Source organism: Bartonella sp. AA1HLJMS, from assembly GCF_042197445.1.
Lineage (GTDB): Bacteria > Pseudomonadota > Alphaproteobacteria > Rhizobiales > Rhizobiaceae > Bartonella.
In genome coordinates this window covers 1-23,779 of record NZ_JBHIRW010000011.1, presented here as the reverse complement: position 1 = coordinate 23,779, position 23,779 = coordinate 1, and the positions used below count along the sequence as shown (strand labels likewise).

General features: G+C 37.8%; 18 protein-coding genes, 3 tRNA genes and 1 pseudogene. 17 read left to right on the top strand and 5 right to left on the bottom strand.

Translation table 11 applies throughout. From position 1 onward, the window contains the following. Nucleotides 1-194: 194 nt before the first annotated feature. Genes ACFIQE_RS04675 through rirA form a run of 3 tightly spaced genes read right to left on the bottom strand, consistent with a single transcriptional unit; the run spans nucleotide 195 to nucleotide 2,338 of the window. Entirely contained in the window at nucleotides 195-683 is a 489-nt protein-coding gene (locus ACFIQE_RS04675) for a CinA family protein (protein WP_375620769.1), read from the bottom strand. Then, entirely contained in the window at nucleotides 680-1,870 is a 1,191-nt protein-coding gene (locus tag ACFIQE_RS04670) for a bifunctional 2-C-methyl-D-erythritol 4-phosphate cytidylyltransferase/2-C-methyl-D-erythritol 2,4-cyclodiphosphate synthase (protein WP_375620814.1), read from the bottom strand. The genes ACFIQE_RS04675 and ACFIQE_RS04670 overlap by 4 nt, the downstream gene beginning before the upstream one ends. Nucleotides 1,871-1,894: 24 nt before the next feature. After that, a complete protein-coding gene (gene rirA, locus ACFIQE_RS04665; protein WP_375611276.1) occupies nucleotides 1,895-2,338 on the bottom strand; it encodes an iron-responsive transcriptional regulator RirA in 444 nt (147 codons plus the stop codon). A gap of 172 nt (nucleotides 2,339-2,510) precedes the next feature. On the opposite strand from rirA, the gene ACFIQE_RS04660 reads away from it, so the two are divergent. From ACFIQE_RS04660 to ACFIQE_RS04625, 8 genes are all read left to right on the top strand, one after another. Continuing rightward, on the top strand, nucleotides 2,511-4,778 hold the full coding sequence (locus tag ACFIQE_RS04660; RefSeq protein WP_375630198.1) for an ATP-binding protein: 2,268 nt from the start codon (nucleotides 2,511-2,513) through the stop codon (nucleotides 4,776-4,778). Nucleotide 4,779: 1 nt separating this feature from the next. Then, entirely contained in the window at nucleotides 4,780-6,138 is a 1,359-nt protein-coding gene (locus ACFIQE_RS04655; RefSeq protein WP_375611278.1) for a sigma-54-dependent transcriptional regulator, read from the top strand. 4 nt (nucleotides 6,139-6,142) lie between these two features. Beyond that, nucleotides 6,143-7,519 (top strand): Trk system potassium transporter TrkA, encoded by a 1,377-nt coding sequence (gene trkA / locus ACFIQE_RS04650; RefSeq protein ID WP_375611279.1) that lies wholly within the window; start codon nucleotides 6,143-6,145, stop codon nucleotides 7,517-7,519. 10 nt (nucleotides 7,520-7,529) lie between these two features. Further along, complete coding sequence (locus tag ACFIQE_RS04645; protein WP_375707321.1) at nucleotides 7,530-8,339, top strand: hypothetical protein; 810 nt, start codon at nucleotides 7,530-7,532, stop codon at nucleotides 8,337-8,339. Between the two features lie 147 nt (nucleotides 8,340-8,486). Beyond that, on the top strand, nucleotides 8,487-9,119 hold the full coding sequence (gene clpP, locus ACFIQE_RS04640) for an ATP-dependent Clp endopeptidase proteolytic subunit ClpP (protein WP_375630200.1): 633 nt from the start codon (nucleotides 8,487-8,489) through the stop codon (nucleotides 9,117-9,119). A 183-nt stretch (nucleotides 9,120-9,302) separates the two neighbouring features. Further along, entirely contained in the window at nucleotides 9,303-10,577 is a 1,275-nt protein-coding gene (gene clpX / locus ACFIQE_RS04635) for an ATP-dependent Clp protease ATP-binding subunit ClpX (RefSeq protein WP_273723371.1), read from the top strand. Between the two features lie 204 nt (nucleotides 10,578-10,781). Beyond that, the gene (lon, locus tag ACFIQE_RS04630; protein WP_375640064.1) at nucleotides 10,782-13,208 is read left to right on the top strand and encodes an endopeptidase La; all 2,427 of its coding nucleotides are present in this window, start codon (nucleotides 10,782-10,784) and stop codon (nucleotides 13,206-13,208) included. 229 nt (nucleotides 13,209-13,437) lie between these two features. Continuing rightward, nucleotides 13,438-13,716: an HU family DNA-binding protein gene (locus ACFIQE_RS04625; RefSeq protein WP_375611283.1), complete on the top strand. Its 279-nt coding sequence runs from the start codon at nucleotides 13,438-13,440 to the stop codon at nucleotides 13,714-13,716. A gap of 1,059 nt (nucleotides 13,717-14,775) precedes the next feature. Here the strand turns inward: ACFIQE_RS04625 and trmFO are convergent. Next, nucleotides 14,776-16,188 (bottom strand): methylenetetrahydrofolate--tRNA-(uracil(54)-C(5))-methyltransferase (FADH(2)-oxidizing) TrmFO, encoded by a 1,413-nt coding sequence (gene trmFO, locus ACFIQE_RS04620; protein ID WP_375645457.1) that lies wholly within the window; start codon nucleotides 16,186-16,188, stop codon nucleotides 14,776-14,778. Nucleotides 16,189-16,322: 134 nt separating this feature from the next. Between trmFO and ACFIQE_RS04615 the strand changes: the two genes are divergently transcribed. From ACFIQE_RS04615 to ACFIQE_RS04590, 6 genes are all read left to right on the top strand, one after another. Then, nucleotides 16,323-16,405, top strand: a tRNA-Leu gene (locus tag ACFIQE_RS04615). 135 nt (nucleotides 16,406-16,540) lie between these two features. Continuing rightward, complete coding sequence (gene tig, locus ACFIQE_RS04610; RefSeq protein WP_375620772.1) at nucleotides 16,541-17,968, top strand: trigger factor; 1,428 nt, start codon at nucleotides 16,541-16,543, stop codon at nucleotides 17,966-17,968. Nucleotides 17,969-18,098: 130 nt separating this feature from the next. Then, nucleotides 18,099-19,598: an Asp-tRNA(Asn)/Glu-tRNA(Gln) amidotransferase subunit GatB gene (gene gatB, locus ACFIQE_RS04605; RefSeq protein WP_375620773.1), complete on the top strand. Its 1,500-nt coding sequence runs from the start codon at nucleotides 18,099-18,101 to the stop codon at nucleotides 19,596-19,598. A gap of 181 nt (nucleotides 19,599-19,779) precedes the next feature. After that, nucleotides 19,780-20,178, top strand: coding sequence for an NADH:ubiquinone oxidoreductase subunit NDUFA12 (locus ACFIQE_RS04600; protein ID WP_375620774.1), 399 nt, complete (start codon nucleotides 19,780-19,782; stop codon nucleotides 20,176-20,178). An 89-nt stretch (nucleotides 20,179-20,267) separates the two neighbouring features. Then, nucleotides 20,268-20,693, top strand: coding sequence for a DUF2155 domain-containing protein (locus tag ACFIQE_RS04595; RefSeq protein WP_375620815.1), 426 nt, complete (start codon nucleotides 20,268-20,270; stop codon nucleotides 20,691-20,693). A gap of 876 nt (nucleotides 20,694-21,569) precedes the next feature. Then, nucleotides 21,570-22,301 (top strand): rhomboid family intramembrane serine protease, encoded by a 732-nt coding sequence (locus ACFIQE_RS04590; protein WP_375620775.1) that lies wholly within the window; start codon nucleotides 21,570-21,572, stop codon nucleotides 22,299-22,301. Here ACFIQE_RS04590 and ACFIQE_RS04585 read toward each other — a convergent pair. Then, nucleotides 22,298-23,128: a TrmH family RNA methyltransferase gene (locus ACFIQE_RS04585; protein ID WP_375620776.1), complete on the bottom strand. Its 831-nt coding sequence runs from the start codon at nucleotides 23,126-23,128 to the stop codon at nucleotides 22,298-22,300. The genes ACFIQE_RS04590 and ACFIQE_RS04585 overlap by 4 nt on opposite strands. A gap of 205 nt (nucleotides 23,129-23,333) precedes the next feature. On the opposite strand from ACFIQE_RS04585, the gene ACFIQE_RS04580 reads away from it, so the two are divergent. The 3 genes and pseudogenes from ACFIQE_RS04580 to ACFIQE_RS04570 form a co-directional block, all read left to right on the top strand. After that, a tRNA-Tyr gene (locus ACFIQE_RS04580) sits at nucleotides 23,334-23,417 on the top strand. A 31-nt stretch (nucleotides 23,418-23,448) separates the two neighbouring features. Next, nucleotides 23,449-23,522: transfer RNA gene (locus tag ACFIQE_RS04575), tRNA-Gly, on the top strand. Between the two features lie 181 nt (nucleotides 23,523-23,703). Further along, a pseudogene (locus ACFIQE_RS04570) lies at nucleotides 23,704-23,779 on the top strand (elongation factor Tu); the annotation flags it as partial.

The window sequence follows — 23,779 nt, the reverse complement described above, 5'->3', positions numbered from 1 at the left end:
TTTATACAGTTTTTTCTCTTGTGGCGTGCAAGTGAATAAATTTGATTAATTCAACCTACACAGGACTGAAGTGAGATAACTTTACGCTATTCAGATCTTTCATTTTCAGGTTGTGATACAATAAAATTTTTTCAAGATGTTGACGATTATAGACACGATGGGGAATAAAGAATTTTGAAATTAGTATGGGGAATTCAGTGAAGCAATTCCAGAATCATTTTAAAAGCATTTTCAACAGTTGCGTGGCGGATAGCATTGCGATTAAGATGAGCAAAGTGCATTTCTTTGTGCAGGGGAGAGTGGTTTTTGTAAGCAACTGCGCAATGCACAAGTCCTACAGGTTTATCAAGACTTGCACCTCCTGGACCAGCAATTCCTGTTACAGAAACTGCAATGTCAGCTTGTGAATGTTTTAATCCACCCTCAGCCATTGCAAGAGCAACTTCTTTTGAAACGGCACCATAGGTTCTTATAAGTTCAGCACAAACGCCAACAAGGCGTATTTTAGATTCATTTGAATAAACAACAAATCCACAATCGAGAACATCTGACGATCCTGCAATATTTGTGAGGCATGCAGCAATGAGTCCCCCTGTACAAGACTCTACAGTTGTTAACAGCAAACCTTTTTGGCGAAAGGTATTAAGGACTTCATGTGCGTGTTTTTCACAAAGATATGTCATTGGGGAATTTCTCCTGAATAAAGGACGCTCACTGTTGCAAGAGCAGCAATTCCCTCACCACGACCAATAAATCCAAGCCTTTCATTTGTTGTTGCTTTGATAGAGATTCGATCAGGTGTTATTGCAAGTATTGTTATAAGATTTTCTGTCATGGCATGACGATATGGACTAATTTTAGGATTTTCAGCGATAATTGTGATATCAACATTGGCGATACGACCACCTGCTTGTTTTATAATATCAAGAGCATGACGGAGAAAAATTTCTGATGATACATTTTTCCATTGAGGATCAGAGGGAGGAAAATGTGTACCGATATCTCCAGCACCTTGAGTTGCAAGAAGGGCATCTGTTAATGCATGAAGAGCAACATCCGCATCGGAGTGTCCATTTAATTTTTTATGAAAAGGGATTTTTATACCACATAATATAAGAAAATCACCATCCTCAAAAGAGTGAACATCATAACCATTGCCGGTACGAATATCAGGAAATATTTGCATTTTCTTTTGGAGATATAAATGTGCAGTATTAAAATCTTCATGCCATGTAATTTTTATGTTGTTAGGATCCCCAGGAATGGTACGCATAGGAATTCCAAACCATTCGGCAATTGCAGAATCGTCAGTGAATTCTTGTTTGCAAGCTTGTTTTGCTTGTTTATGGGCCGCTAAGATATGTTCAAAGGGAAAACACTGTGGAGTTTGTGCACTATAAAGATGGGTACGGGGAATTGTTTCTAAAACATGCTGATTATTTATACGTTTAAGGGTATCAGAGATGGGCAGAACAGGAAGAACACCTTCTTGAGGCGTGATAGTGTTGTGAATGTTATTAAGAAGCTTGTTTTCGATAAAAGGGCGTGCACCATCATGAATATGCACATATTGGGGGGCAAATTTTTTGAGTGCCTGAAGTCCATATAAGGTAGAGATTTGACGTGTATTGCCTCCTTCAACGATAATAAGGCGCTCTTTAAAATCGTCAATAGCTTGTTCACAGATTTGACGATCTTCTGGATGAATAACAAGAATAATTGTTGTGATAGCTGGATGCTGCAAAAAACAATGCACGGTATGATAAATAATTGGCTTTTGTCCTAGAAGCCGATATTGTTTTGGAATTTTATGGGGAGATCCTGCTCTTTCACCCCGTCCAGCGGCTAATATTATTGCTGCAATAGAAATACTTAATCTCCTTGTATTATAATCTTAGTTTGCTTTTTTGTCATTAATTTTAAAATGATTTTGAAAGGATGGTTGTTGTAGATCAGCAAGGGATATCACGGATAACACCTCAAAAAAAGCATTTAATGCTTTTTGAAGTGCGGTATTTAAACCACAAAAATCAAACAAGGGGCAAGTTGGTTCTGCAGTATCGAAACATTCTGCGAGGGAAAAGTTGTCTTCTGTTACTTTCACAACATCAGCGACTGAAATCTCTGCTGCGGGTTTAGCCAATCTAACTCCACCATTGCGTCCACGCACTGTTTGTATAAAACCTGCTTGAACAAGCAGCTGAAGGATTTTAAATAAAAAAAGCTCTGAAACGGCATATGCTTTAGCAATTTCTGGAACACGACTGAGAGTTCCCTGATTATCTGCACAATACATGAGCATTCGAAGAGCATAATTTGTTTGTTTTGTTAATCGCATCTCATTTCCTTCGTAAAGTATCGTCGAACACAGTCTATTTTAAAGATATTTTGCAAAATGTAGAAGTTTTTTCTCGTTGACTATATTTGCCTATTTTAAATGTAGTATTAGTATTGTCAATTTTTGCTACAAAAGGTTATATGAGAATAATGGGATAAGGGTATGTAAGCTCATGACGAATATAACATCTGTGACGAATCTTCAAGACATAGATAAAAATACTTATAACGATGAGTTGTATCGTTTAAGTAAGGTATATATTTTTTTAGGGATTACAATTATTGTATTGGCTTTACTTACGGCCTCTGTTTCATTTATTATTCTTATTGGATTAACTCCTGTTGTTCCCAGTAGAACAGTAACCCTTATTCTTATAGGAATTAATAGTTTTTGGGTTTTAGGGCTTATTGTCATCGTTTTTTATGAGATGATACCGATCATTCGTGCTTGGCGTTCAAGGCGTGCAGGATCGCGTCTTCATGTGCGCCTTATTTCATTGTTTGCACTTGTTGCGACAATGCCAGCTGTTGCTGTAGCTCTTGTATCGGGTCCAGCACTAAATTTGGGACTTGATCGATGGTTTGATACAACAACGCGGCAAATTGTGGGCTCTTCTATTGATTTAGCAAATGCTTATGCAGATGAAATGCTCCAAAATTTAAAAAATTTATCCTACGCGATGGCATTTGCACTTGATAACAAAAAACTCTTAGAACGTAATCCAGCTGAATATAGGATGCAATTGACGCGTCATGCTCTAGGACGCAATTTGCGTGGTGCATTTTTGTTAAGTTCTAGTGGAGCTATTTTTGTATCGAGTGCTCTTGGTGATGAAGATAAACTGCCAATTCCTCCTTCTCATCTTATTGAACGTGCAACCAGTGCGAGACCTTTTTCTTTTCAACCAGGCGTCCATGATTATTTTGGTATTATTTTAAAATTTACCAATATTCCAAACACATTTTTATATTTGGTGCGTGACGTTGATAAAGGTGTTTTATCTGCTTTGCGTTTGACGGAAGTTAATACAGATCGTTATCGTGATTTAAATGAGAATCGCCTGCTGACACAGATTGCATTTGGTATGCTTTATTTGTGTCTTTTTTTTAGTTTATTCTTATCAGCCATTTGGGCTGCTATTGCTGTTGCTGATCGCTTAGTACGTCCTATTCGTCTTCTCATTAGTGCTGCCGATGATGTTGCTTCTGGAAATATGGAAATTTTCGTGCCAGTACGAGCAAAAGATGGAGATATTGGGCAATTATCCAAAACTTTTAATTACATGGTCAGTGAATTGAAAAGTCGGCGTAATGAATTGATTGCAGTGCGTGATCAAATTGATGAAAGACGGCGTTTTTCTGAAGCTGTGTTATCGGGTGTAACAGCGGGAGTAGCAGGTATAGATGATAATGGTGATATCACCATTATCAATCGGTCTATTGAAGCGATGTTTGATATTCGCTCAGAGCGCGTTGTTGGAAAAAGTCTTTTATCTTTAAGCGCTGAAATTTGGCAGGTTTTTCAGTTTGTGCGTTCATTGGATCGTAAAAACCATCGTGAGCAGGTCACTTTAAACGTTGCAGGAAAAGAGCGTGTCTGTAATGTCCAAGTTACGATGGAGGAGGATGATGGACAAGGGCAATCTTGGGTTCTAACAATTGATGATATTACAGATCTTGTTGCAGCGCAACGTACAGCGGCGTGGGCGGATATTGCGCGGCGTATTGCACACGAAATTAAAAATCCTCTTACACCTATTCAGTTATCCGCTGAACGCATTCGTAAACGTTATAACAAAGCTATTACACAAGATAGAGAGGTCTTTGAGCGGTGTATTGACACAATTATTCGGCAGGTTGGAGATATTGGGCGTATGGTTGATGAGTTTTCCTCTTTTGCACGTATGCCCAAACCCAAAATGCATATTTTAGATATACGAGAATTGTTGCGCGAAGCATGTTTCTTGATAGAGGTGACGCGACATGATATTCATTTTGAGCAAGATTTAGGAACTCTACCACTTATGGGTGCATTTGATAACCGTCTCATTGTACAGGCTTTTTGCAATGTTATCAAAAACGCGAGCGAATCCATAGATTCAGTTATGCGAGAGGAAAATATTCACGGTCATATTCTTATCCGTTCTTATCGTCAGGGAGAATGGGTGGTTGTGGATGTTGTTGATAACGGGAAAGGACTTCCTAAAGAGCAAAGACAAAAGTTATTAGAACCCTATATAACAACGCGGGAAAAAGGAACAGGGCTGGGGTTAGCTATTGTGCGCAAAGTTATTGAAGATCACGGTGGTTTCATGGAGCTTCATGATGCACCGGAGAGTTTTTATGAAGGTCGTGGTGCGATGATCCGTTTGATATTTCCAGCGGATGGGGGTAAGCAGGGTAATATTATACAAGCCATAAATCATAAGATAGGGGAATAGTATGGTATCAGATATCTTGATTGTTGATGATGAAGCAGATATTCGTGAGCTTGTTGCTGGTATTTTAGATGATGAAGGTTATGAAACGCGTGTTGCTTGTAACTCTGATGAAGCATTGGCTCAAATTAGTGAGCGTATTCCAAAGCTCATTTTTTTGGATATTTGGCTACAGGGTAGTCGTCTCGATGGTTTAGCACTGCTTGATGAAATTAAAACACAATATCCGGCTCTTCCGGTTGTTATGATCTCTGGTCATGGTAATATTGAGACGGCTGTTTCCGCTATAAAGCGAGGGGCATATGATTTCATTGAAAAACCTTTTAAAGCTGATAGACTTGTATTGGTTGCAGAGAGAACACTTGAAAATTCAAATTTAAAACGTGAGCTTTTAGAATTGCGAAAGCGTTCGAACGAGACATTAGAGTTGCTCGGAAAATCGACAGTTATAAAAAATTTGCGTCAAATCATAGAAAAAGTAGCACCAACCAATAGTCGCATCATGATAACAGGTCCTTCAGGGGCAGGAAAAGAGACTGTTGCACGAGCTATTCATGCGCTCTCAACGCGTTCGAATGGGCCATTTGTTACAATAAATGCTGCAACGATTACTCCGGAAAGAATGGAAATAGAGCTGTTTGGCAGCGAAATGGAGGGAAGAGAGCGTAAAATTGGTGCCTTAGAGGAAGCTCATGGCGGTATCTTATATCTTGATGAAATTGCTGACATGCCGCGTGAGACTCAAGGGAAGATTCTTCGGGTTTTAACGGGGCAAACATTTGAGAGAATTGGCGGCACAAAACGTGTTAAGGTGGATGTCCGTATCATTTCTTCGACAGCGCAAAATCTTGAAAACCTCATTTCTGATGGGCGCTTTAGGGAGGATCTTTTTCACCGTCTTTCCGTTGTTCCTATTGTTGTTCCGCCCCTTTCAGCGCGTCGTGAAGATATTCCAGAACTTGTACATCATTTTGTAAAAACAATATCACAGCAGGTTGGGATTAAACCGCGTGCAATCAGTGATGATGTGATTGCTATTTTGCAAACGCACGCTTGGCCGGGTAATGTGCGGCAATTACGTAATAATATTGAGCGTCTTCTTATTCTTGTGCGGGATGGTGATGGTCCTATAACAGCGGACTTTCTTCCCAGTGAAGTAAGTGATTCTTTGCCACGTCTTCAAATGGATTCAGATGAAAGTATAATGGATTTGCCGTTACGTGAAGCTCGAGAATTATTTGAAAAGAGATATTTAGTGGCGCAGATTGGGCGTTTGGGTGGAAATATATCACGTACTGCTGAATTTATAGGCATGGAGCGTTCAGCTTTGCACCGTAAACTTAAAGCGCTTGGAGTTTCTTAAAGCGATGCGTATTATTATTTGTGGAGCAGGACAGGTTGGTTATGGGATAGCAGAGCGTCTTGCTGCTGAAAATCACGATGTTACTGTTATTGATATTGAAACGAGATTAATTGAAAAGATTCGCGATACATTGGATGTGAGAGGTTTTGTTGGTCACGGTTCACGGCCTGAAGTTCTTTTGGCTGCAGATGCAGACAAAGCTGATATGTTGATTGCTGTCACTTTGTTTGATGAAGTTAATATGGTAGCTTGCCAAGTAGCACATTCATTATTTAATGTGCCCACAAAAATTGCTCGTATTCGCTCACAATCTTATTTAGAACCACGTTATAAGACGCTTTTTTCCAGAGAGAATATTCCCATTGATGTGGTTATTTCGCCAGAAGTTGAAGTTGGGGAAATGGTTTTGCGCCGTATTGCTTTACCTGGTGCAATAGATGTTCTTTATTTTTGTAATGATGATATTGTGGCACTAGCTTTGGAATGCATGGAAGATTGTCCCGTTATTAATACACCTTTGCGTCAATTAACAGAGCTTTTTCCAGATCTTCATACGACGGTTACTGCTATTAAACGTGGCGCGGAATTATTGGTTGCACATTCAGAAACGCAATTACGCGTTGGTGATATAACCTATCTTGTTGTTTCTCGTGAACAGATGCGTCGTGCTGTTGGGCTTTTTGGTCATAAAGAACAAGATGCCCACCGCATGATTATTGCAGGGGGTGGTCACATTGGCCTTTATGTTGCACAGGCTATTGAAAAGCGTTTTCATAAATTAAAATTGAAGATTATAGAAGCGCATAGAGAAAGAGCCCTCACAATTGCTGATCAGCTTGAAAAAACAACAGTTTTATACGGTAACGTGTTAGATCCAGTGATTCTTCAAGATGCGGGAATTGATCAGTCCGATTTAATGATTACATTGACCAATCAAGATCAGGTTAATCTCTTAAGCGCTATTATTGCTAAAAGATTGGGCTGCAAAGCCAATATGGTATTGATTAATAATGTTGCCTATCAAGAATTTAGTCGTGCTGTTGGTGTGGATGCATATCTTAATCCCCATAGTGTTACAATATCGAGAATTTTGCAACAAATGCGCCGTGGGCGTATTCGTTCTGTTCATTCAGTTTTTAATGGCCGAGCAGAAATTATTGAAGCTGAAGTGATGCAAACATCTTCACTGGTTGGTAAGTCATTATCAGAGCTCAATTTATCAGATGGTTTGAGAATTGGTGCAATTTATCGCAATAAGACAATAATACAGCTTTCGGCAGATACGCGTATTTTGTCTGGTGATAGAATAGTGATTTTTGCTCTTGCTGATAGGGTTCGTGATGTTGAACAGCTCTTTCGCGTAAGTTTAGAATATTTTTGATGTATTATCTATGGATATTTGTACTTTTTGGTATAGTGGACAATTAAGATTGGTAGATAGGCTTTGTTTGTCTTCAATGGTTAAAACTGGACAGCGCGTTAAGCTTTTTAGTTATGATAAAAAAATAGATAATCTCCCTGCTGGTGTTGAGCTGTATGAAGCCGAATCAATTTTACCACGCTCAGCAATTTATCGCCTTGATCCCGATTTTTCTGATGATAAACTAGGGTGTACAATTGTTCAGTTCTCGGATTTTTTTCGTGTTATGCTGATGAAATATCAACAAGGTGTTTGGTTAGATACAGATGTTTACCTTGTTAAACAATTTCATCCAGATGCGGATAAGGTTTGGTTGGCAAGAGAAAATAATACAAGAGTAGGCGTTTCTGCACTTTATTTTCCGCCCAATAACCCTATTATAAAAATATTTGAGGATTATTGGGCAGGTGCAGAAATTATTCCTCATTGGCTTGGGTTTAAGCGTCGTGTTTGGAGATCGTTCTGGTTAAAGAGGAAAAAAATGCCGATTTTACCGGGAAATCTTGGCGTTACAATATTTGGCAATGATGGTATTTCACGATTAGCAAAACGATATGGTTTTTTTCATGAAGCAAAGGAAAAGGAAACTTTTTATTATTGGACTGGGCGAAAAACTGAACGTATTTTTGAACCAGCTTTTGGCGTAAAGCCGCTTACAGATTCACGCTTGATAGGTTTTCATATTCACAGAAAGACAAAGACTACGAAAAGACCTCAGGAAGGAAGTTTTTACCATTGGGCGGTATCTCGCATTCCGGATGTTCATCATTTGTTTAGGTAGAGTTATTATTGCTATTTTAACTATTGAGATTTTAATCTATCTTATACAATCTCTTGATTGTAGCTTGCACAAGAGAGTAATGTTAACATATGGACAAAAACATTGAATGTGTAAAGAGCGGTTGTTATATGAACGGAAAGTAAAAATATGAGTGATCCAATGAAAACAGCATTAAGCCTTGTTCCTATGGTTATTGAACAAACAAATCGTGGTGAACGGGCCTATGATATTTTTTCCCGTCTTTTAAAGGAACGGATTATTTTTATTAATGGACCTGTTGAAGATGGTATGGCAATGCTTGTTTGTGCACAATTGCTTTTTTTGGAAGCGGAAAATCCTAAAAAAGAAATTAGTCTTTATATTAATTCTCCAGGTGGTGTTGTAACATCTGGTATGGCTATTTATGATACTATGCAGTTTATTCGCCCTCCTGTTTCTACGCTTTGCATGGGGCAAGCGGCATCTATGGGGTCTTTATTATTAACGGCTGGAGCAAAAGGTCATCGTTTTACATTGCCAAACGCACGTATTATGGTGCATCAACCATCTGGTGGTTTTCAAGGTCAAGCTTCAGATATTGAGCGACATGCGCAAGATATTATAAAGATGAAACGGCGTTTAAATGAAATTTATGTTCAACATACGAGTCAAGATTATGAGATTATAGAGAGAACTCTCGATCGCGATCATTTTATGACAGCAGAAGAAGCCAAAGCGTTTGGCTTAGTTGATGATGTTATACAATACCGTGCAGAAACTGAAAAAGAAGAAAAAGATTAAGAGTTTTTATAGAAAAAATAGCTACTTTAAATCAAAGAGTTTTATAAAAAATATCGCAAAATAAGAGAAACACCTAAAAGTATTGAGACATGCATGGTTTTCTATATGTCTTTTAGTTTTCATGATGAAAAGCTTCCTTTGAAAAGGCAAAGTGTTCATATATTGTGGTGAAAGGAAAGAAAAATGAGCAAAATTAGCAATAGCGGGAACGAATCAAAAAATACTCTCTATTGCTCGTTCTGCGGCAAGAGTCAGCATGAGGTGCGTAAGCTCATTGCGGGGCCTACTGTATTTATCTGTGATGAATGTGTAGAGCTTTGCATGGATATTATTCGGGAAGAAAATAAGTCTTCTGGGGTTAAGGTGCGTGATGGTGTTCCTACGCCACAGGAAATTATAACAGTTCTTGATGACTATGTTATTGGTCAGCAGCATGCAAAGCGTGTTCTTTCTGTTGCTGTTCATAATCATTATAAACGGTTGGCGCATCAGTCTAAAAGCAATGATATTGAGTTGGCTAAATCAAATATTCTTCTTGTTGGTCCAACGGGTTGTGGTAAAACTTATCTTGCACAAACATTAGCACGTATTATTGATGTGCCTTTTACGATGGCGGATGCGACCACTTTGACTGAAGCAGGTTATGTGGGGGAAGATGTTGAAAATATTATTCTTAAGCTCCTTCAAGCAGCAGATTATAATGTTGAACGTGCACAGCGTGGTATTGTTTATATCGATGAGGTTGATAAGATTTCTCGTAAAGCAGATAATCCTTCTATTACAAGAGATGTTTCGGGGGAAGGAGTTCAGCAAGCGTTATTAAAAATTATGGAAGGAACGATTGCTTCTGTTCCTCCTCAAGGTGGACGTAAGCATCCGCAACAAGAGTTTCTTCAGGTTGACACCACAAACATCTTATTCATTTGTGGGGGAGCTTTTGCAGGTTTAGAACGGATTATTTCAGGGCGTGGTGAAAAAACTTCTATTGGTTTTTCTGCAACCGTTAAGGCTCCTGATGAGCGTTGTGTCGGTGAAATTTTTCGTGATTTAGAGCCTGAAGATCTTATAAAATTTGGTTTAATACCAGAATTTATTGGACGCCTTCCTATAGTCGCTACCTTAGAGGATTTAGATGTTAACGCCCTCATGCAAATTTTATCACAACCTAAAAATGCGTTAGTAAAGCAATATCAGCGTCTTTTTGAAATGGAGAATGTCGAGTTAGCATTTCATGAAGATGCTTTACGTGTTATTGCAAAGAAAGCAATTGAACGTAAAACTGGTGCTCGTGGTTTACGTTCAATTATGGAGAAGATCCTTCTTGAGACGATGTTTGAGCTACCGGCTCTTGAAGGCGTTCAAAAAGTGGTTATTTCGAGTGATGTCGTTGATGGGAAAGCGCGTCCTCTTTATATTTACTCAGAACGTGCAGAAGATAAAGAAAATGTATCAGCATGACATTGTGCTATGCACAATATAAAAGGTGGTAATGAATGGATAAAAGGTGGTAATGAATGGTATTTGATGGGTGTTTCTAATAATATCATTATAATGCTTGATTTATCTATGAGTAATTACCACTTCATGTACAGTGAAGAGCTGAGGTTTTCTAAAGGTGGGCTGATTGTTGTAGATAGCTCATAGGCTCCAGAAAGGAGAGTTATGCAATATATTGATGAAAAGATAGATGAAGTAAGAGATGGGGTTTATGCTGTTTTACCTCTTCGTGATATTGTTGTCTTCCCCCATATGATTGTTCCACTTTTTGTGGGCCGCGAAAAATCAATTCGTGCTCTTGAAGAAACGATGGCGGTTGATAAGCAAATACTATTGGTGACACAAAAAAATGCTTCTGATGACGATCCAAAATCAGAGGATATTTATCATATTGGTACATTTGCTAATATTCTTCAACTTTTAAAGCTTCCTGATGGTACTGTAAAGGTTTTGGTTGAAGGAACTGCACGTGCAAAAATTAGTCAATTTGCTTTAAGTGAAGGTTATCATCAGGCTTTTGCAACTGTTACAGAAGAACCTAGAGAGAGTGATGTTGAGATTGAAGCTCTTTCAAGGTCAGTGATTACTTATTTTGAAAACTATGTAAAGCTTAATAAAAAAATCTCTCCTGAAGTTGTGAATGCGATTGGCCAGCTTGATAATCCTTCTAAGCTTGCCGATACGATTGCTTCTCATTTGATGATTAAACTTGCAGAAAAACAGGAAATATTAGAGCTCTTACCTGTGCGGGCCCGTCTTGAACGTGTTTTGTCCTTCATGGAAGGAGAAATTTCTGTTTTGCAGGTTGAAAAACGTATTCGTTCGCATGTTAAAAGGCAAATGGAAAAAAACCAACGAGAATATTATCTCAATGAGCAGATGAAGGCTATTCAAAAAGAGTTAGGAGCAGGTGATGATAGCCGAGATGAACTCTCTGAATTAGAAGAGCGTATCAAGAATACAAAACTATCCAAGGAAGCGCAGGAAAAAGCTGGAGCAGAATTGAGGAAATTACGGAATATGTCTCCGATGTCTGCAGAAGCGACAGTTGTACGTAACTATCTTGATTGGTTATTAGCAATGCCTTGGGGTAAAAAATCTAAGATTAAAAACAATTTAGATTTTGCTGAAAAGGTCATGAATAATGAACATTTTGGTCTTGAAAAAGTTAAGGAGCGAATTATTGAATATTTGGCCGTACAAAGTCGCGCGTCAAAGATAAAAGGTCCCATTATTTGTTTGTTAGGTCCTCCAGGTGTAGGGAAAACATCATTAGCGCGCTCTATTGCAAAGGCAACGGGACGTGAGTATGTTCGTATCTCATTGGGAGGTGTCCGAGATGAAGCAGAAATTCGTGGACATCGCCGAACATATATTGGCTCGATGCCTGGAAAAATTATCCAGTCTATGAAAAAAGCAAAAAAATCTAATCCGCTTTTCTTGCTTGATGAAATTGATAAAATGGGCCAAGATTTTCGTGGCGATCCTTCATCCGCTTTATTAGAAGTTCTTGATCCTGAACAAAATGGTACATTCATTGATCACTATTTGGAAGTTGAATATGATCTTTCTGATGTCATGTTTATCACAACTGCCAATACGCTTAATATTCCAGGTCCGTTAATGGATCGTATGGAAATTATTCGTATCGCTGGTTATACTGAATGTGAGAAAATGGAAATTGTTAAACAGCATCTTTTACCAAAGGCACTAAAAGATCACTGTTTGTCTAAAAAAGAACTCAGTATTTCTGATGGAGCACTAAGGTCAATTATTCAGTTTTATACACGTGAGGCAGGCGTTCGTAACCTTGAACGTGAACTCATGAAAATTTCCCGCAAATCCGTTACAAAAATTCTCAAAACACATCAAAAATCTGTAAAAGTTACAGAAAGTAATATTCATGATTTCTTGGGTGTTAAACGTTATCATTACAATCAGATTGAAGGAGAAAATCAAGTTGGTGTTGTAACAGGTCTTGCGTGGACAGAAGTCGGTGGAGAGTTATTGACCATTGAAGGAGTTATGATGCCCGGCAAAGGGAAGATGACTGTAACTGGAAATTTACGTGATATTATGAAAGAGTCCATTTCAGCGGCAGCATCTTATGTACGTTCTCGTGCTGTTGATTTTGGTATTGAACCTCCACTTTTTGAAAAACGCGATATCCATGTTCATGTTCCAGAGGGTGCGACACCAAAAGATGGCCCATCGGCTGGGATTGCAATGGTGACAGCAATTGTTTCGGTCCTTACAGGAGTAGCTGTGCATAAAGATATTGCAATGACTGGTGAAATTACTTTACGTGGACGCGTTTTACCCATTGGTGGATTAAAAGAAAAACTCTTAGCAGCTCTTCGAGGAGGGATAAAAAAAGTACTTATTCCTGAAGAAAATGCAAAAGATTTGGTTGATATTCCTGATGATGTCAAAAATAATATGGAAATTATTCCGGTAAATCATGTGAGTGAAGTTTTGAAACACGCTTTGGTTCGTTTTCCAGATACTATTGAATGGAAAGAGCCCTCTGCAGGGGCTGTGCCAATCCGGTCAGAGAGCAGTGATAGTGAAGGAATACAGATTGCGCACTGATTCACTTATCTCATTTATAACGGCATTTTTTAGGTGGTAGAAGGTGTTGTTGAGGTTATTATTCTGTTTTTTGTTGGAAAAAGTGAAAAATTCCGTGAATAACTGTGATTATTGCTAAAAAAACAATGTTTTGGATAAAAATAAGACTTCTGTTTGCTGTACTTTTCAATAAACTGACCAATAACATGATTAAGTCATGTTCAGGTAATATAGGGAAAGGAAATATTTTATGAATAAAAGTGAATTCGTTAGCTCCGTTGCTGAAAAGGCAGGTGTTTCGAAAGCGCAAGCTGGTGCTGTTGTTGATGCTTTTATGGCTTCTGTAACAGAAGCTTTGGCTTCAGGGGGGGATGTTCGTCTTCCAGGTTTTGGCACTTTTGAAGTTTCTCATCGTGCTGCAACAAAGGGGCGTAATCCTTCAACTGGTGCTGAAATCGATATTCCAGCACGTTCTGTACCCAAATTTTCTGCAGGAAAAAGCCTTAAAGAAGCAGTTAATAAAAAATAATTTAAGCTACATTAAAAAAACCCGATTTATTTATAAGCGGGTTTTTTTTAACACATGTGTTATGCTTGTTTTTCACATAAAACTTTGAGATCCTTGCGATATTTTTATTTTCATGTATTGCTGGAAATATATTGTTTTTAGTCATTTTCAATGAAATATTGCACTGTTTTAATTGAGCGCGGGTATGGCTTATAAAATGTAATTATTAACTTTTATTACGCTGAAGTGTTACGGTATTTATTTCAAAACAAGATCCGTAAATAACATGAGGCGGAAAACTCTGTAAAGTCCATAAAAGTTATTATATATCACCATTTACGCTTAATAAAAGTGCATGTTGGTGCCACCGTGCTATCTATTTTCTCAGTTCCTATAATGTTGCGACTAGCCCCAGATATCTGAGACGAGTGCATAAGGGATAGTTTTATTCTTTTACTCTTATACGCCAACCTTTCTTGTGACGCACCAAGAGGATAATTTTATTGATTTATTATAAGATCCTGAAATAAAAAAATCTTTTGATATTCAGATTTGGTTTTTAATATTGGGATTTTTCTTGGCATTTGAGAGGGGAGAGATAGCTCCAGCTCTATCCTACAAATATTTTTTCCATATCTTTATTTCACTTGTGATATGCAAGCGAGTATTTTTCCTTCATCATACAAGAGTTAAAATAAGAGAACATCACAAATTTTGAGGGAGGAAGTTAAAAAACAGAAAAATTACTCTTATAAAATAATATACATTACGTAATATAAAAACTATTAATAAAGATAGTACAGTATTACTTGTGTATTTCCATTTATTTATTTTGATTATTCATAATATATTTATATAATTATTTTGTTTTTAGTCATTAAATCATATTAAATTATTGATAGTGGTAAAGTTTTTTTATAGCCAAAAGTTATTTTACAGCATCTACATAATTGAATAAATGATGAAACGTAGGGTAGTATTTATTGATTGGGGGAGACAGTCTTTAAAAGGCTTTAGAATGATTTTTTCACGAGAGTTATAAAGATCTATTCAGTAGGAGAGAGGCGAATCGTGTGTTTTTTATAAACAGGAGCTCTTTGATTCTTTATTTGCTAACCACTGAGTACAATCATTGAGAGCTCTCGCTGTTATGGCTTGTTTTTTTACTAATTTTTTTTCTTTACTTGGTAAGCGTTTTCCTGAATGTTTAATAGAAGCAATAGGTGGAAAGAGTCCGAAATTGATATTCATTGGCTGAAAAGATTGTGTTTCTGCTTTTTCATCTATGATGTGTCCCCCTGTAATATGATTCAAAAGGGCTCCGAATGCTGTAGTTTGTGGGGGTAGGCAAGGGGAAATATGATGATATTCGGCAGCAGCAAAACGTCCAGCAAGAAGCCCTATTGCCGCTGATTCTACATAACCTTCACATCCGGTAATTTGCCCTGCAAAGCGTAGTTGTTTTTTTTGTTTTAAACGAAGGGTTTGATCAAGAATAATTGGCGAGTTGAGGTAGGTATTGCGGTGAAGACCACCAAGACGCGCAAACTCTGCTTTTTCAAGACCGGGAATCATTCTAAAAATGCGAATTTGTTCACCATATTTCAATTTTGTCTGAAAGCCGACCATATTATAAAGCGTTCCAAGTTTATTATCTTGGCGTAATTGAACGACAGCATAGGGTTTAACTGTAGGGTTATGGGCATTAGTTAAGCCCATAGGTTTCATAGGACCATGTCTTAACGTTTCAAGTCCGCGCTCAGCCATAATTTCAATGGGGAGGCATCCATCAAAATAGGGCGTTTTTTCAAAGTCACGAAACTCTGTTTTTTCAGCATTTTTTAACGCTTCAACGAATGTTTCATATTGTTCTTTGTTGAGGGGACAATTAAGATAGTCTTTTCCTGTTCCCTCAGGACCAATTTTATCATAGCGAGACTGATACCAACAAATGTTGATATCAATACTGTCGGTATGGATAATAGGTGCAATTGCATCAAAAAAAGAAAGAGCTTTTATACCGGTTATTGCTTGTAATTTTTGAGCAAGTGCAGGCGATGTAAGGGGGCCTGTTGCAATGACAACATGTTTCCAAGCTTTAGGAATTTCTTGAACTTCTTCACGTTTGATTGTTATAAGAGGGTGGTTTTCAAGTGCTGTCGTAACGGTTTTTGAAAATCCATCACGGTCAACAGCAAGAGCACTACCTGCGGGAACTTTGTTGGTATCAGCAGCTTTCATAATTAACGATTTTGCTAATCGCATTTCAGCATGTAAAAGCCCTACGGCATTTGTTAATGAATCATCGCAACGAAACGAATTTGAACAAACCAGTTCTGCCAATTTATCGGTTTTATGGGCATCTGATTTTTTTTCGGGTCGCATTTCATGCAAAACAACAGAAATTCCTGACTGAGCGATTTGCCAGCTTGCTTCACACCCCGCAAGACCGCCACCGATGATATGAATTGGGATATCAAATGTCTTTAACATAATTGACTTTTAGCGTAAGCAGTTATGTATGAAAAGCATAGATTTTGTTTTTTTTAATATATTTGTTTGCTTTTTTTCTGTAATTAATGGTATAGAAACGCCGCTTGTATAAGGTTATTAGCTTGTAAGTTTGAGCGGATGTGGCGAAATTGGTAGACGCACCAGATTTAGGTTCTGGCGGGAGACCGTGGGGGTTCGAGTCCCTCCATCCGCACCAAAGCAATCCCTTAAGTGCTACGGATTTCTACGTGTCTGAAATTCCGCTTCATGGTAAATGTAACACTCGAAGTGTTAGAATGTAATGATTATTAGAGTGGGTTGATCCCTCTCCTTAGAAAAATGAAGGTGTTTAATGCAGGTTACCGAGACGCTTAATGAAGGACTGAAGCGCGAAATTAAGATCGTGGTTCCAGCGAAAGATTTAGAAGAAAAGTTGAATGAACGATTGGATGATACCAAGGGAAAAATCAAGCTTAATGGTTTTCGTCCCGGTAAAGTGCCTAGTGGGCATTTGCGAAAAATGTATGGTAAATCCTTTATGGCGGAGATTCTCAATGAGATACTCAGTGATGCACCCCGTTCTATTTTAGCGGACCGCAATGAACGTGCAGCGATGCAGCCAAAAATTGATATAGATGAAGATGAAAAAATTCTAGATGGCAAAGCTGATTTTACTTTTAGTTTAAAGTATGAAGTTTTACCAAAAATTGACATTAAAGATTTTGAACATATTACGGTTATCCGTGAAATTGCAATTATTCCTGAACAGGATATTGATGATCAAGTCAATCGCGTCCTTTCTTCTACGCGTAATTATTCTCTAAAAGAGGGGAATTCTGAAGAAGGTGATCGCATTACCATAGATTATCAAGGTAAGCTTGAAGGCGTTCCATTTGAAGGTGGGGCAGATAGTGATGCACAACTGATTCTTGGGTCAAAACAATTTATTCCTGGTTTTGAAGAGCAATTGGTTGGTGTGAAAGCTGGGGATGTAAAAACGATTTTTGTTAAATTTCCTGATAATTACAGTGCGGCACATTTGGCGGGACGGGAAGCAGAGTTTGACATTACTGTCAAAGCTGTCTTTAAACCAGATGAATTAAAAATTGATGATGAAGCAGCGCAAAAAGTTGGTTTAGAGTCTCTAGATCGCTTACGTGAGGTCGTTCGTGGGCAGATTGAAAGCCAATATGGTTCAGTGACACGTCAAAAAGTTAAGCGTCAAATTCTTGATGCTTTAGATGCTGATTATAATTTTGAGATTCCTGAAGAACTTTTAGAGGTTGAGTTTAACAATATATGGGCTCAGGTTAATGATGATTTGAAAAAGGCTGGGCGCAGTTTTGAAGATGAAGGTATTACAGAAGAAAAGGCACGTGAGGAATATCGTGTCCTTGCGCAGCGTCGTGTTCGTCTTGGTTTGGTGCTTTCTGAAATTGGAATGAAGGTTGGTGTTAAAGTTAGTGAGGATGAGCTAAAAGCAGCAGTTTTTGATCAGGTTCGCCAATATCCAGGACAAGAGAAAGAGATTATGGATTTTTTCCGTAAGACTCCGGAAGCTGTTGAAAATCTACGTGCTCCGATTTTTGAAGAAAAGGTCATTGATCATTTATTAGCACAGATAAAAGTCACAGATAAAGAAGTGACGGTTGAAGAGTTGATGAAAGAATATGACGAATTAGATGTCCCTGAAGAAAAGCCGGCAAAGAAAAAGTCTGCAGTGAAAGAAACGTCTACAGAGAAAAAACCCGCTAAGAAAAAGGCTCCTAAAAAAGCTTAATATTTATGCAAACAACACAAGCCCGATAAAATCGGGCTTGTGTTGTAAGATTTATATCCTAGGATTGCACTGAGAGAATGGTTTTAGATAAGCCATGAGTGAATTTTAAAATATTGGTAGTGGATTGGCAATGAGCATCATTGATACGCGTACTCCTGATTCTAAGCGTTTTATTTCTGGAGTTACAGGTGATTGGGAAGTCATCATTGGCATGGAAGTTCATGCGCAAATCATATCAAATTCGAAACTTTTTTCAGGAGCATCAACCAAATTTGGTGCAGAGCCGAACAATCATGTATCACTTATTGATGCAGCCATGCCAGGTATGTTGCCTGTTCTTAATCAAGAATGTGTTCGTCAAGCGGTTCGAACGGGGTTAGGATTAAAGGCGCATATTAATTTAAAATCTGTTTTTGATCGCAAAAACTATTTTTATCCAGATTTACCGCAGGGGTATCAGATTTCTCAATTTCGCTATCCCATTGTAGGAGAGGGAAAGATTATTATATCTGTTGGTCCAGATTCGAATGGCCAATTTGAGGATATTGAAGTGGGAATTGAGAGATTGCACCTTGAACAGGATGCTGGAAAATCGATGCACGATCAACATCCAACGATGTCTTTTGTAGATCTTAATCGTTCTGGTGTTGCTCTTATGGAAATTGTTTCCAAGCCTGATATGCGCTCATCAGATGAAGCTAAAGCCTATATGACAAAATTGCGTACGATTGTTCGTTATTTGGGCACTTGCGATGGCAATATGGATGAAGGTTCTATGCGTGCAGATGTCAATGTATCTGTTCGTCGTCCTGGTGAAGGTTTTGGAACGCGCTGTGAAATTAAAAACGTTAATTCTATTCGCTTTATTGGTCAAGCAATTGAATATGAAGCGCGTCGTCAGATCGCAATTTTAGAAGATGGAGGCGTCATAGATCAAGAGACTCGGCTTTTTGATGCCGCTAAAGGTGAAACGCGCTCTATGCGCTCAAAGGAAGAAGCGCATGACTATCGTTATTTTCCTGATCCTGATCTTTTACCATTAGAATTTGATCAAGCATTTGTGGATGCTTTGGCAGCGGACTTACCAGAATTGCCTGACGCTATAAAAGCACGTTTTGTTAAGGAAATGGGATTGACAGTGTATGATGCTTCCATTCTTGTGACAGAAAAGGCTATTGCTGATTATTTTGAAGAAGTAGCACGTGGGCGTGATGGAAAAATAGTTGCCAATTGGGTGATTAACGACCTTTTAGGGGCTTTAAATAAAGATAATCGTGAGATTGAAGAGTCACCAGTATCGCCAAATCAATTGGGAAGCATTATTGATCTTATAAAAGAAGGAGTTATTTCTGGAAAAATTGCCAAAGATCTTTTTGAGATTATTTGGAATGAGGGGGGAGATGCACGCCAAATTGTAGAAGAACGAAATATGAAGCAGGTAACGGATACAAAGGCTATTGAAAGAGCTGTTGATGAGATCGTTGCCAATAATTCTGATAAAGTTGCGCAAGCAAAGCACAAACCTGCTTTAGCTGGTTGGTTTGTTGGACAGGTAATGAAAGTAACAGGTGGTAAGGCAAATCCCCAAGCTGTTAATGAATTGGTTAAGATGAAACTTGGCATAGATTAAATTTTATGGGGTGGAGAAGAAGCCATACATATGATATCTTCTTGAAATTAAAGGATAGCACGTTAACCTATCAATTGGAATTGTAGTTGAATTTACTAGTAACTTTTTCGATAATTTCAATCGTTAATAATTTTATTCCAACGATTAATTTCATGAGCGCACTAAATGAATGGAATAGCAGATGGTTCGTTTTTTTAAGCAAATCTTCACATGGTGGAATGGCAATACCATTGGTACGCGTTTTTTCACATGGCGCAAAGGTAAGCGGATAGGGGAAGATCAATTTGGAAATATATATTATGAAGGAGGACTTCATAAGGATGGTTATCCGCACCGTTGGGTTATCTATAAAGACTATTCTGAGGCCTCTACTATTCCACCAGGTTGGCATGGCTGGATTCATCATCGCTGTGAGTGTCCACCAACACAAGAGGATTATCATCCTTATGAATGGGAAAAGCCTCATGTTGCAAATATGACAGGAACAAGTGAGGGCTATCGACCAAAGGGAGCTATCACCTCCAATGGAGAGCGTTCTTGTGTGCATGAAGATTATGATGCGTGGTCACCTAAAAAATAACATGTTTTAATGTGCGTGTGTATTTTTGTCTTATTTGACTCTATGTTATGAAAAGAATTATTTTTTAAGGTGCGATTGATTTTGATATGATGAGATTTTTTTTATTGTTAGGGGCGAGGCATTTTTTTTATATTTTTTTTATGGAAATTTTAGTGTTTTTATCCTTAAATAATGGGGTGCGGGCTGAGCGTATTAGCAATGGAATTGCTGTTTTTGCAGGTCTTGACAAAATCACGGGACGGACCACACGTTTTGAAGTTACTCTTGGTAAAATTTATCAGTACGGCGCATTACAGGTAACACCACGTGCGTGTTATACGAGCTCTAAAGATGAACCCACGCGTACAACTGGTTTTGTTGAAGTCAATGAAGTAACATTAGATAAAAAAATACGGCGTATTTTTACAGGATGGATGTTTGCAGATAGTCCTGGTTTGAACGCTGTTGAGCATCCTATTTATGATGTGTGGTTAAAGGATTGCAAGCAGAATTCTCAAGATCGTTCTCTTCAATAATTAGTGTGTTATCTATTTATAATACATTGATTTATAATGGTCCTTTATCATTTTACAACTTAATAGCAAATTCCTATGATTACCTCATTTAATTTTTTTTATATTGAATAATCCAAATTATTCTCTTGCGCGTTACAAGTGTCGGATGTGTCAATACGACTGTCTAAAAAAGGAATAAAAAATTCCGTCATGAACTGTTTAAATTCAAAGATGCATCATTAGAATCAACATATTTTTTCAGTGTTTCATAAGAGACAGTTCTTGAATTATATCTGTTAAAGGTTGAAATGAAAGGCTTGTTTATATTTATTAAAGAGATGAACTGACGCTTTTGCATGTATGAGGGAAACAGATTATCAAGTAAGTAATTCATCATGAAACACTAATTATTATATCTAGAGAACACTGTATTGGTATTTTTCTCATAGAGATGTCGTTTTTCGTTCAAAGCATAGAAGCAATGCAGGCCATATTAATGGAAAAATTGAGATTTAAGATTCTTTAAAGTTTATCAATCGAAGTATAGCTTGGTTAAAAAATGCAATAATCAATATATTTCTAGTAAGAAAATAATGTTTATATATTTTTATTATACACCACCTCATAAGTGAGTTTGTCTATTCGTAAGTTCTTGTATATTGCATGGTAACTTCACATTTAAGTAAGTAGGATACCACTAAGTTTGTAAATCATATTCTTGATATCCATGCTTTTTAAAATCTTTTGTATAAAATACACGTGTTTTCATATAGAGCTATTGAAAATTTAAAAAGGGGCTTCGAAGAGGCGTTGAAAAGATTCTGCATCACTGGGAATGGTATATTTATTTTGTATAAAAGAATAACCCATTTTCTAAAAAATACGAGATTTTATACAATGAAAGTTTCTAGTCACCAACATAATGATGTTTCCCGATTGCCAAAACAACCTAAAGAACCCTTATTGAATGTTCCATTTATTATAGTTGTTTTGATAGCATTTTGTTTTTGTCTTTATTGCATTTCTCAGTATTTTTTTTCTCATCATGTTTATGTTGAAAGTCTTGAGCTTTTTTCATTTATACCAGCATTGTTTAAGAGGGATCCTGTAGCATTTTGTTATACCATGGTGAGTTATTCATTTATGCATAGTAGTTTTAAACATGTTGCTCTTAATATGGTTTGGCTTTTGGTTTTCGGCTCTCCTTTAGCAAGGCATTTTGGTGTTTTACGTTTTTTAATTTTTTGGGTGTTAACGGCAGTTATTTCTGTTTTGACTTATTTTACATTTCATCAAGAAAGTACCATATCACTTATTGGGGCGTCAGGTGCCGTATCTGGAATGATGGGTGCTATTGCACGTTACGGTTTTCCTAGTGGTAATCTAGCTGTCAATGCGCAGAACGAAAAACTTTTAGGACCTTTATTATCTGTCAAAAAAGCTCTGTGTTCTAAGGGGGTTCTTGTTTATATGAGTGTATGGCTGACGACTGATTTGATCATAGGTATTTCTTCTATTTTGTTTGAAGAAAATGGCATCTCAATAGCATGGGAAGCTCATATTGGCGGGTTTTTTGCGGGTTTTTTGTTGGTTGGTTTTTTTGATGTTTCACAAAAAATTAAAAACTAGAATCTAAGATATTGATGTGCCACATAAAGAGCTATTGTTGCTGCATTTGAAACATTTAATGATTTAATATTTCCAGGCATGTCAAGGCGTGTTAAAGCGCAAACGGTTTCGCGTGTTTTTTTACGTAAACCTTTACCTTCTGCTCCTAAAACAAGAGCAATTTTATTCCCTGTTAATGCTGTTTCTAGAGGTTGGTCACCTTCTGAATCGAGACCAAAGCTTGTAAAACCTGTTTGATGAAGTTCTTGAAGAGCTTCAGCAAGGTTTCGTACGGTAATATAATGAATCATCTCCAGAGCTCCAGATGCCGCTTTCGCAAGAACACCGCTTTCGTGGGGAGAGTGACGGCAAGTTGTAATAAGTGCTTTAGCTTTCAATGCAACTGCAGAGCGCATAATAGCGCCAACATTATGTGGATCGGTAATTTGATCCATGACAATGACCAGATCAGTATTGGTTAGTTCCGACAGTTTGCATGGTTTGAGGGGGAGAGTTTCCAAAACAATACCTTGATGAACAGCCTCACTTCCAACAAGCGAATCAAGATATTTGGGGGTGCATAATATAACAGAGCAAGGATAATCTGATTCGGATATATTTAATCGTTTTAAGGCATTTTGTGTAACGTAAAGACATTTTAAAATTCTTTTTGGGTTTTCTAAAGCAGCCTGAACAGAATGAATGCCATAAAGATGGATGATCTCTTGCTGTAAAGAAGCAGCTTTCTTCTTTGGGTGTGTAAAAGATCGAGAAGGAGAGCCTTTTGTATCGCGATATCGGCGACGCAAACGAGCATAATGAGAATTTTGTGATGTTTTTTCTTTCATAGCTTCTTTATAACGTGTTAATAAGAAAAATAGAGAGAAAAAATCTATGATTTAAAATTATGAGCAGGAAATTTGTACAGAATTGTATTTATTCTGTTGACAGATACAATAGTAATCGTCATAACCACTTCGCAATCAGATTGAATTGAATGGGTATTCAAGGTGGTTGTCGTGATGTCTCATTGCGCGACTTTATCGGTGTAATGGAGGGGTGCCCGAGTGGTTAAAGGGGGCGGACTGTAAATCCGTTGCGTATGCTACGTTGGTTCGAATCCAACCCCCTCCACCATTCATCGAAGGAGAGTTAGTACGTGGGTCATGCGGGTATAGCTCAATGGTAGAGCAGCAGCCTTCCAAGCTGAATATGCGGGTTCGATTCCCGCTACCCGCTCCAAGTGGTTGTTGGTGATTGGGCAAATAGGTATGATGGAGGATATTCCATTTATAGATTTGGTGGGGTTTTCCGTCTAAGAGTTGTGGTGATTGGGCTGTTTACAGTCTGGTCAGACTTAAATTTTGCAGAATTGTCCCTAGGTGCTAATAAAAATAGGGAATAAAACAAGAGATTAATAGCAATGGCGAAGAGCAAGTTTGAACGAACAAAACCGCATGTTAATATTGGTACGATTGGTCACGTTGATCATGGGAAGA

Bases quoted from the DNA above. Each gene is read 5' to 3' on its own strand.
- ACFIQE_RS04675 (WP_375620769.1), bottom strand. From the start codon at position 683: ATGACATATCTTTGTGAAAAACACGCACATGAAGTCCTTAATACCTTT.
- rirA (WP_375611276.1), bottom strand. From the start codon at position 2,338: ATGCGATTAACAAAACAAACAAATTATGCTCTTCGAATGCTCATGTAT.
- ACFIQE_RS04660 (WP_375630198.1), top strand. From the start codon at position 2,511: ATGACGAATATAACATCTGTGACGAATCTTCAAGACATAGATAAAAAT.
- ACFIQE_RS04655 (WP_375611278.1), top strand. From the start codon at position 4,780: ATGGTATCAGATATCTTGATTGTTGATGATGAAGCAGATATTCGTGAG.
- trkA (WP_375611279.1), top strand. From the start codon at position 6,143: ATGCGTATTATTATTTGTGGAGCAGGACAGGTTGGTTATGGGATAGCA.
- ACFIQE_RS04645 (WP_375707321.1), top strand. From the start codon at position 7,530: ATGGATATTTGTACTTTTTGGTATAGTGGACAATTAAGATTGGTAGAT.
- clpP (WP_375630200.1), top strand. From the start codon at position 8,487: ATGAGTGATCCAATGAAAACAGCATTAAGCCTTGTTCCTATGGTTATT.
- clpX (WP_273723371.1), top strand. From the start codon at position 9,303: ATGAGCAAAATTAGCAATAGCGGGAACGAATCAAAAAATACTCTCTAT.
- lon (WP_375640064.1), top strand. From the start codon at position 10,782: ATGCAATATATTGATGAAAAGATAGATGAAGTAAGAGATGGGGTTTAT.
- ACFIQE_RS04625 (WP_375611283.1), top strand. From the start codon at position 13,438: ATGAATAAAAGTGAATTCGTTAGCTCCGTTGCTGAAAAGGCAGGTGTT.
- trmFO (WP_375645457.1), bottom strand. From the start codon at position 16,188: ATGTTAAAGACATTTGATATCCCAATTCATATCATCGGTGGCGGTCTT.
- tig (WP_375620772.1), top strand. From the start codon at position 16,541: ATGCAGGTTACCGAGACGCTTAATGAAGGACTGAAGCGCGAAATTAAG.
- gatB (WP_375620773.1), top strand. From the start codon at position 18,099: ATGAGCATCATTGATACGCGTACTCCTGATTCTAAGCGTTTTATTTCT.
- ACFIQE_RS04600 (WP_375620774.1), top strand. From the start codon at position 19,780: ATGGTTCGTTTTTTTAAGCAAATCTTCACATGGTGGAATGGCAATACC.
- ACFIQE_RS04595 (WP_375620815.1), top strand. From the start codon at position 20,268: ATGAGATTTTTTTTATTGTTAGGGGCGAGGCATTTTTTTTATATTTTT.
- ACFIQE_RS04590 (WP_375620775.1), top strand. From the start codon at position 21,570: ATGAAAGTTTCTAGTCACCAACATAATGATGTTTCCCGATTGCCAAAA.
- ACFIQE_RS04585 (WP_375620776.1), bottom strand. From the start codon at position 23,128: ATGAAAGAAAAAACATCACAAAATTCTCATTATGCTCGTTTGCGTCGC.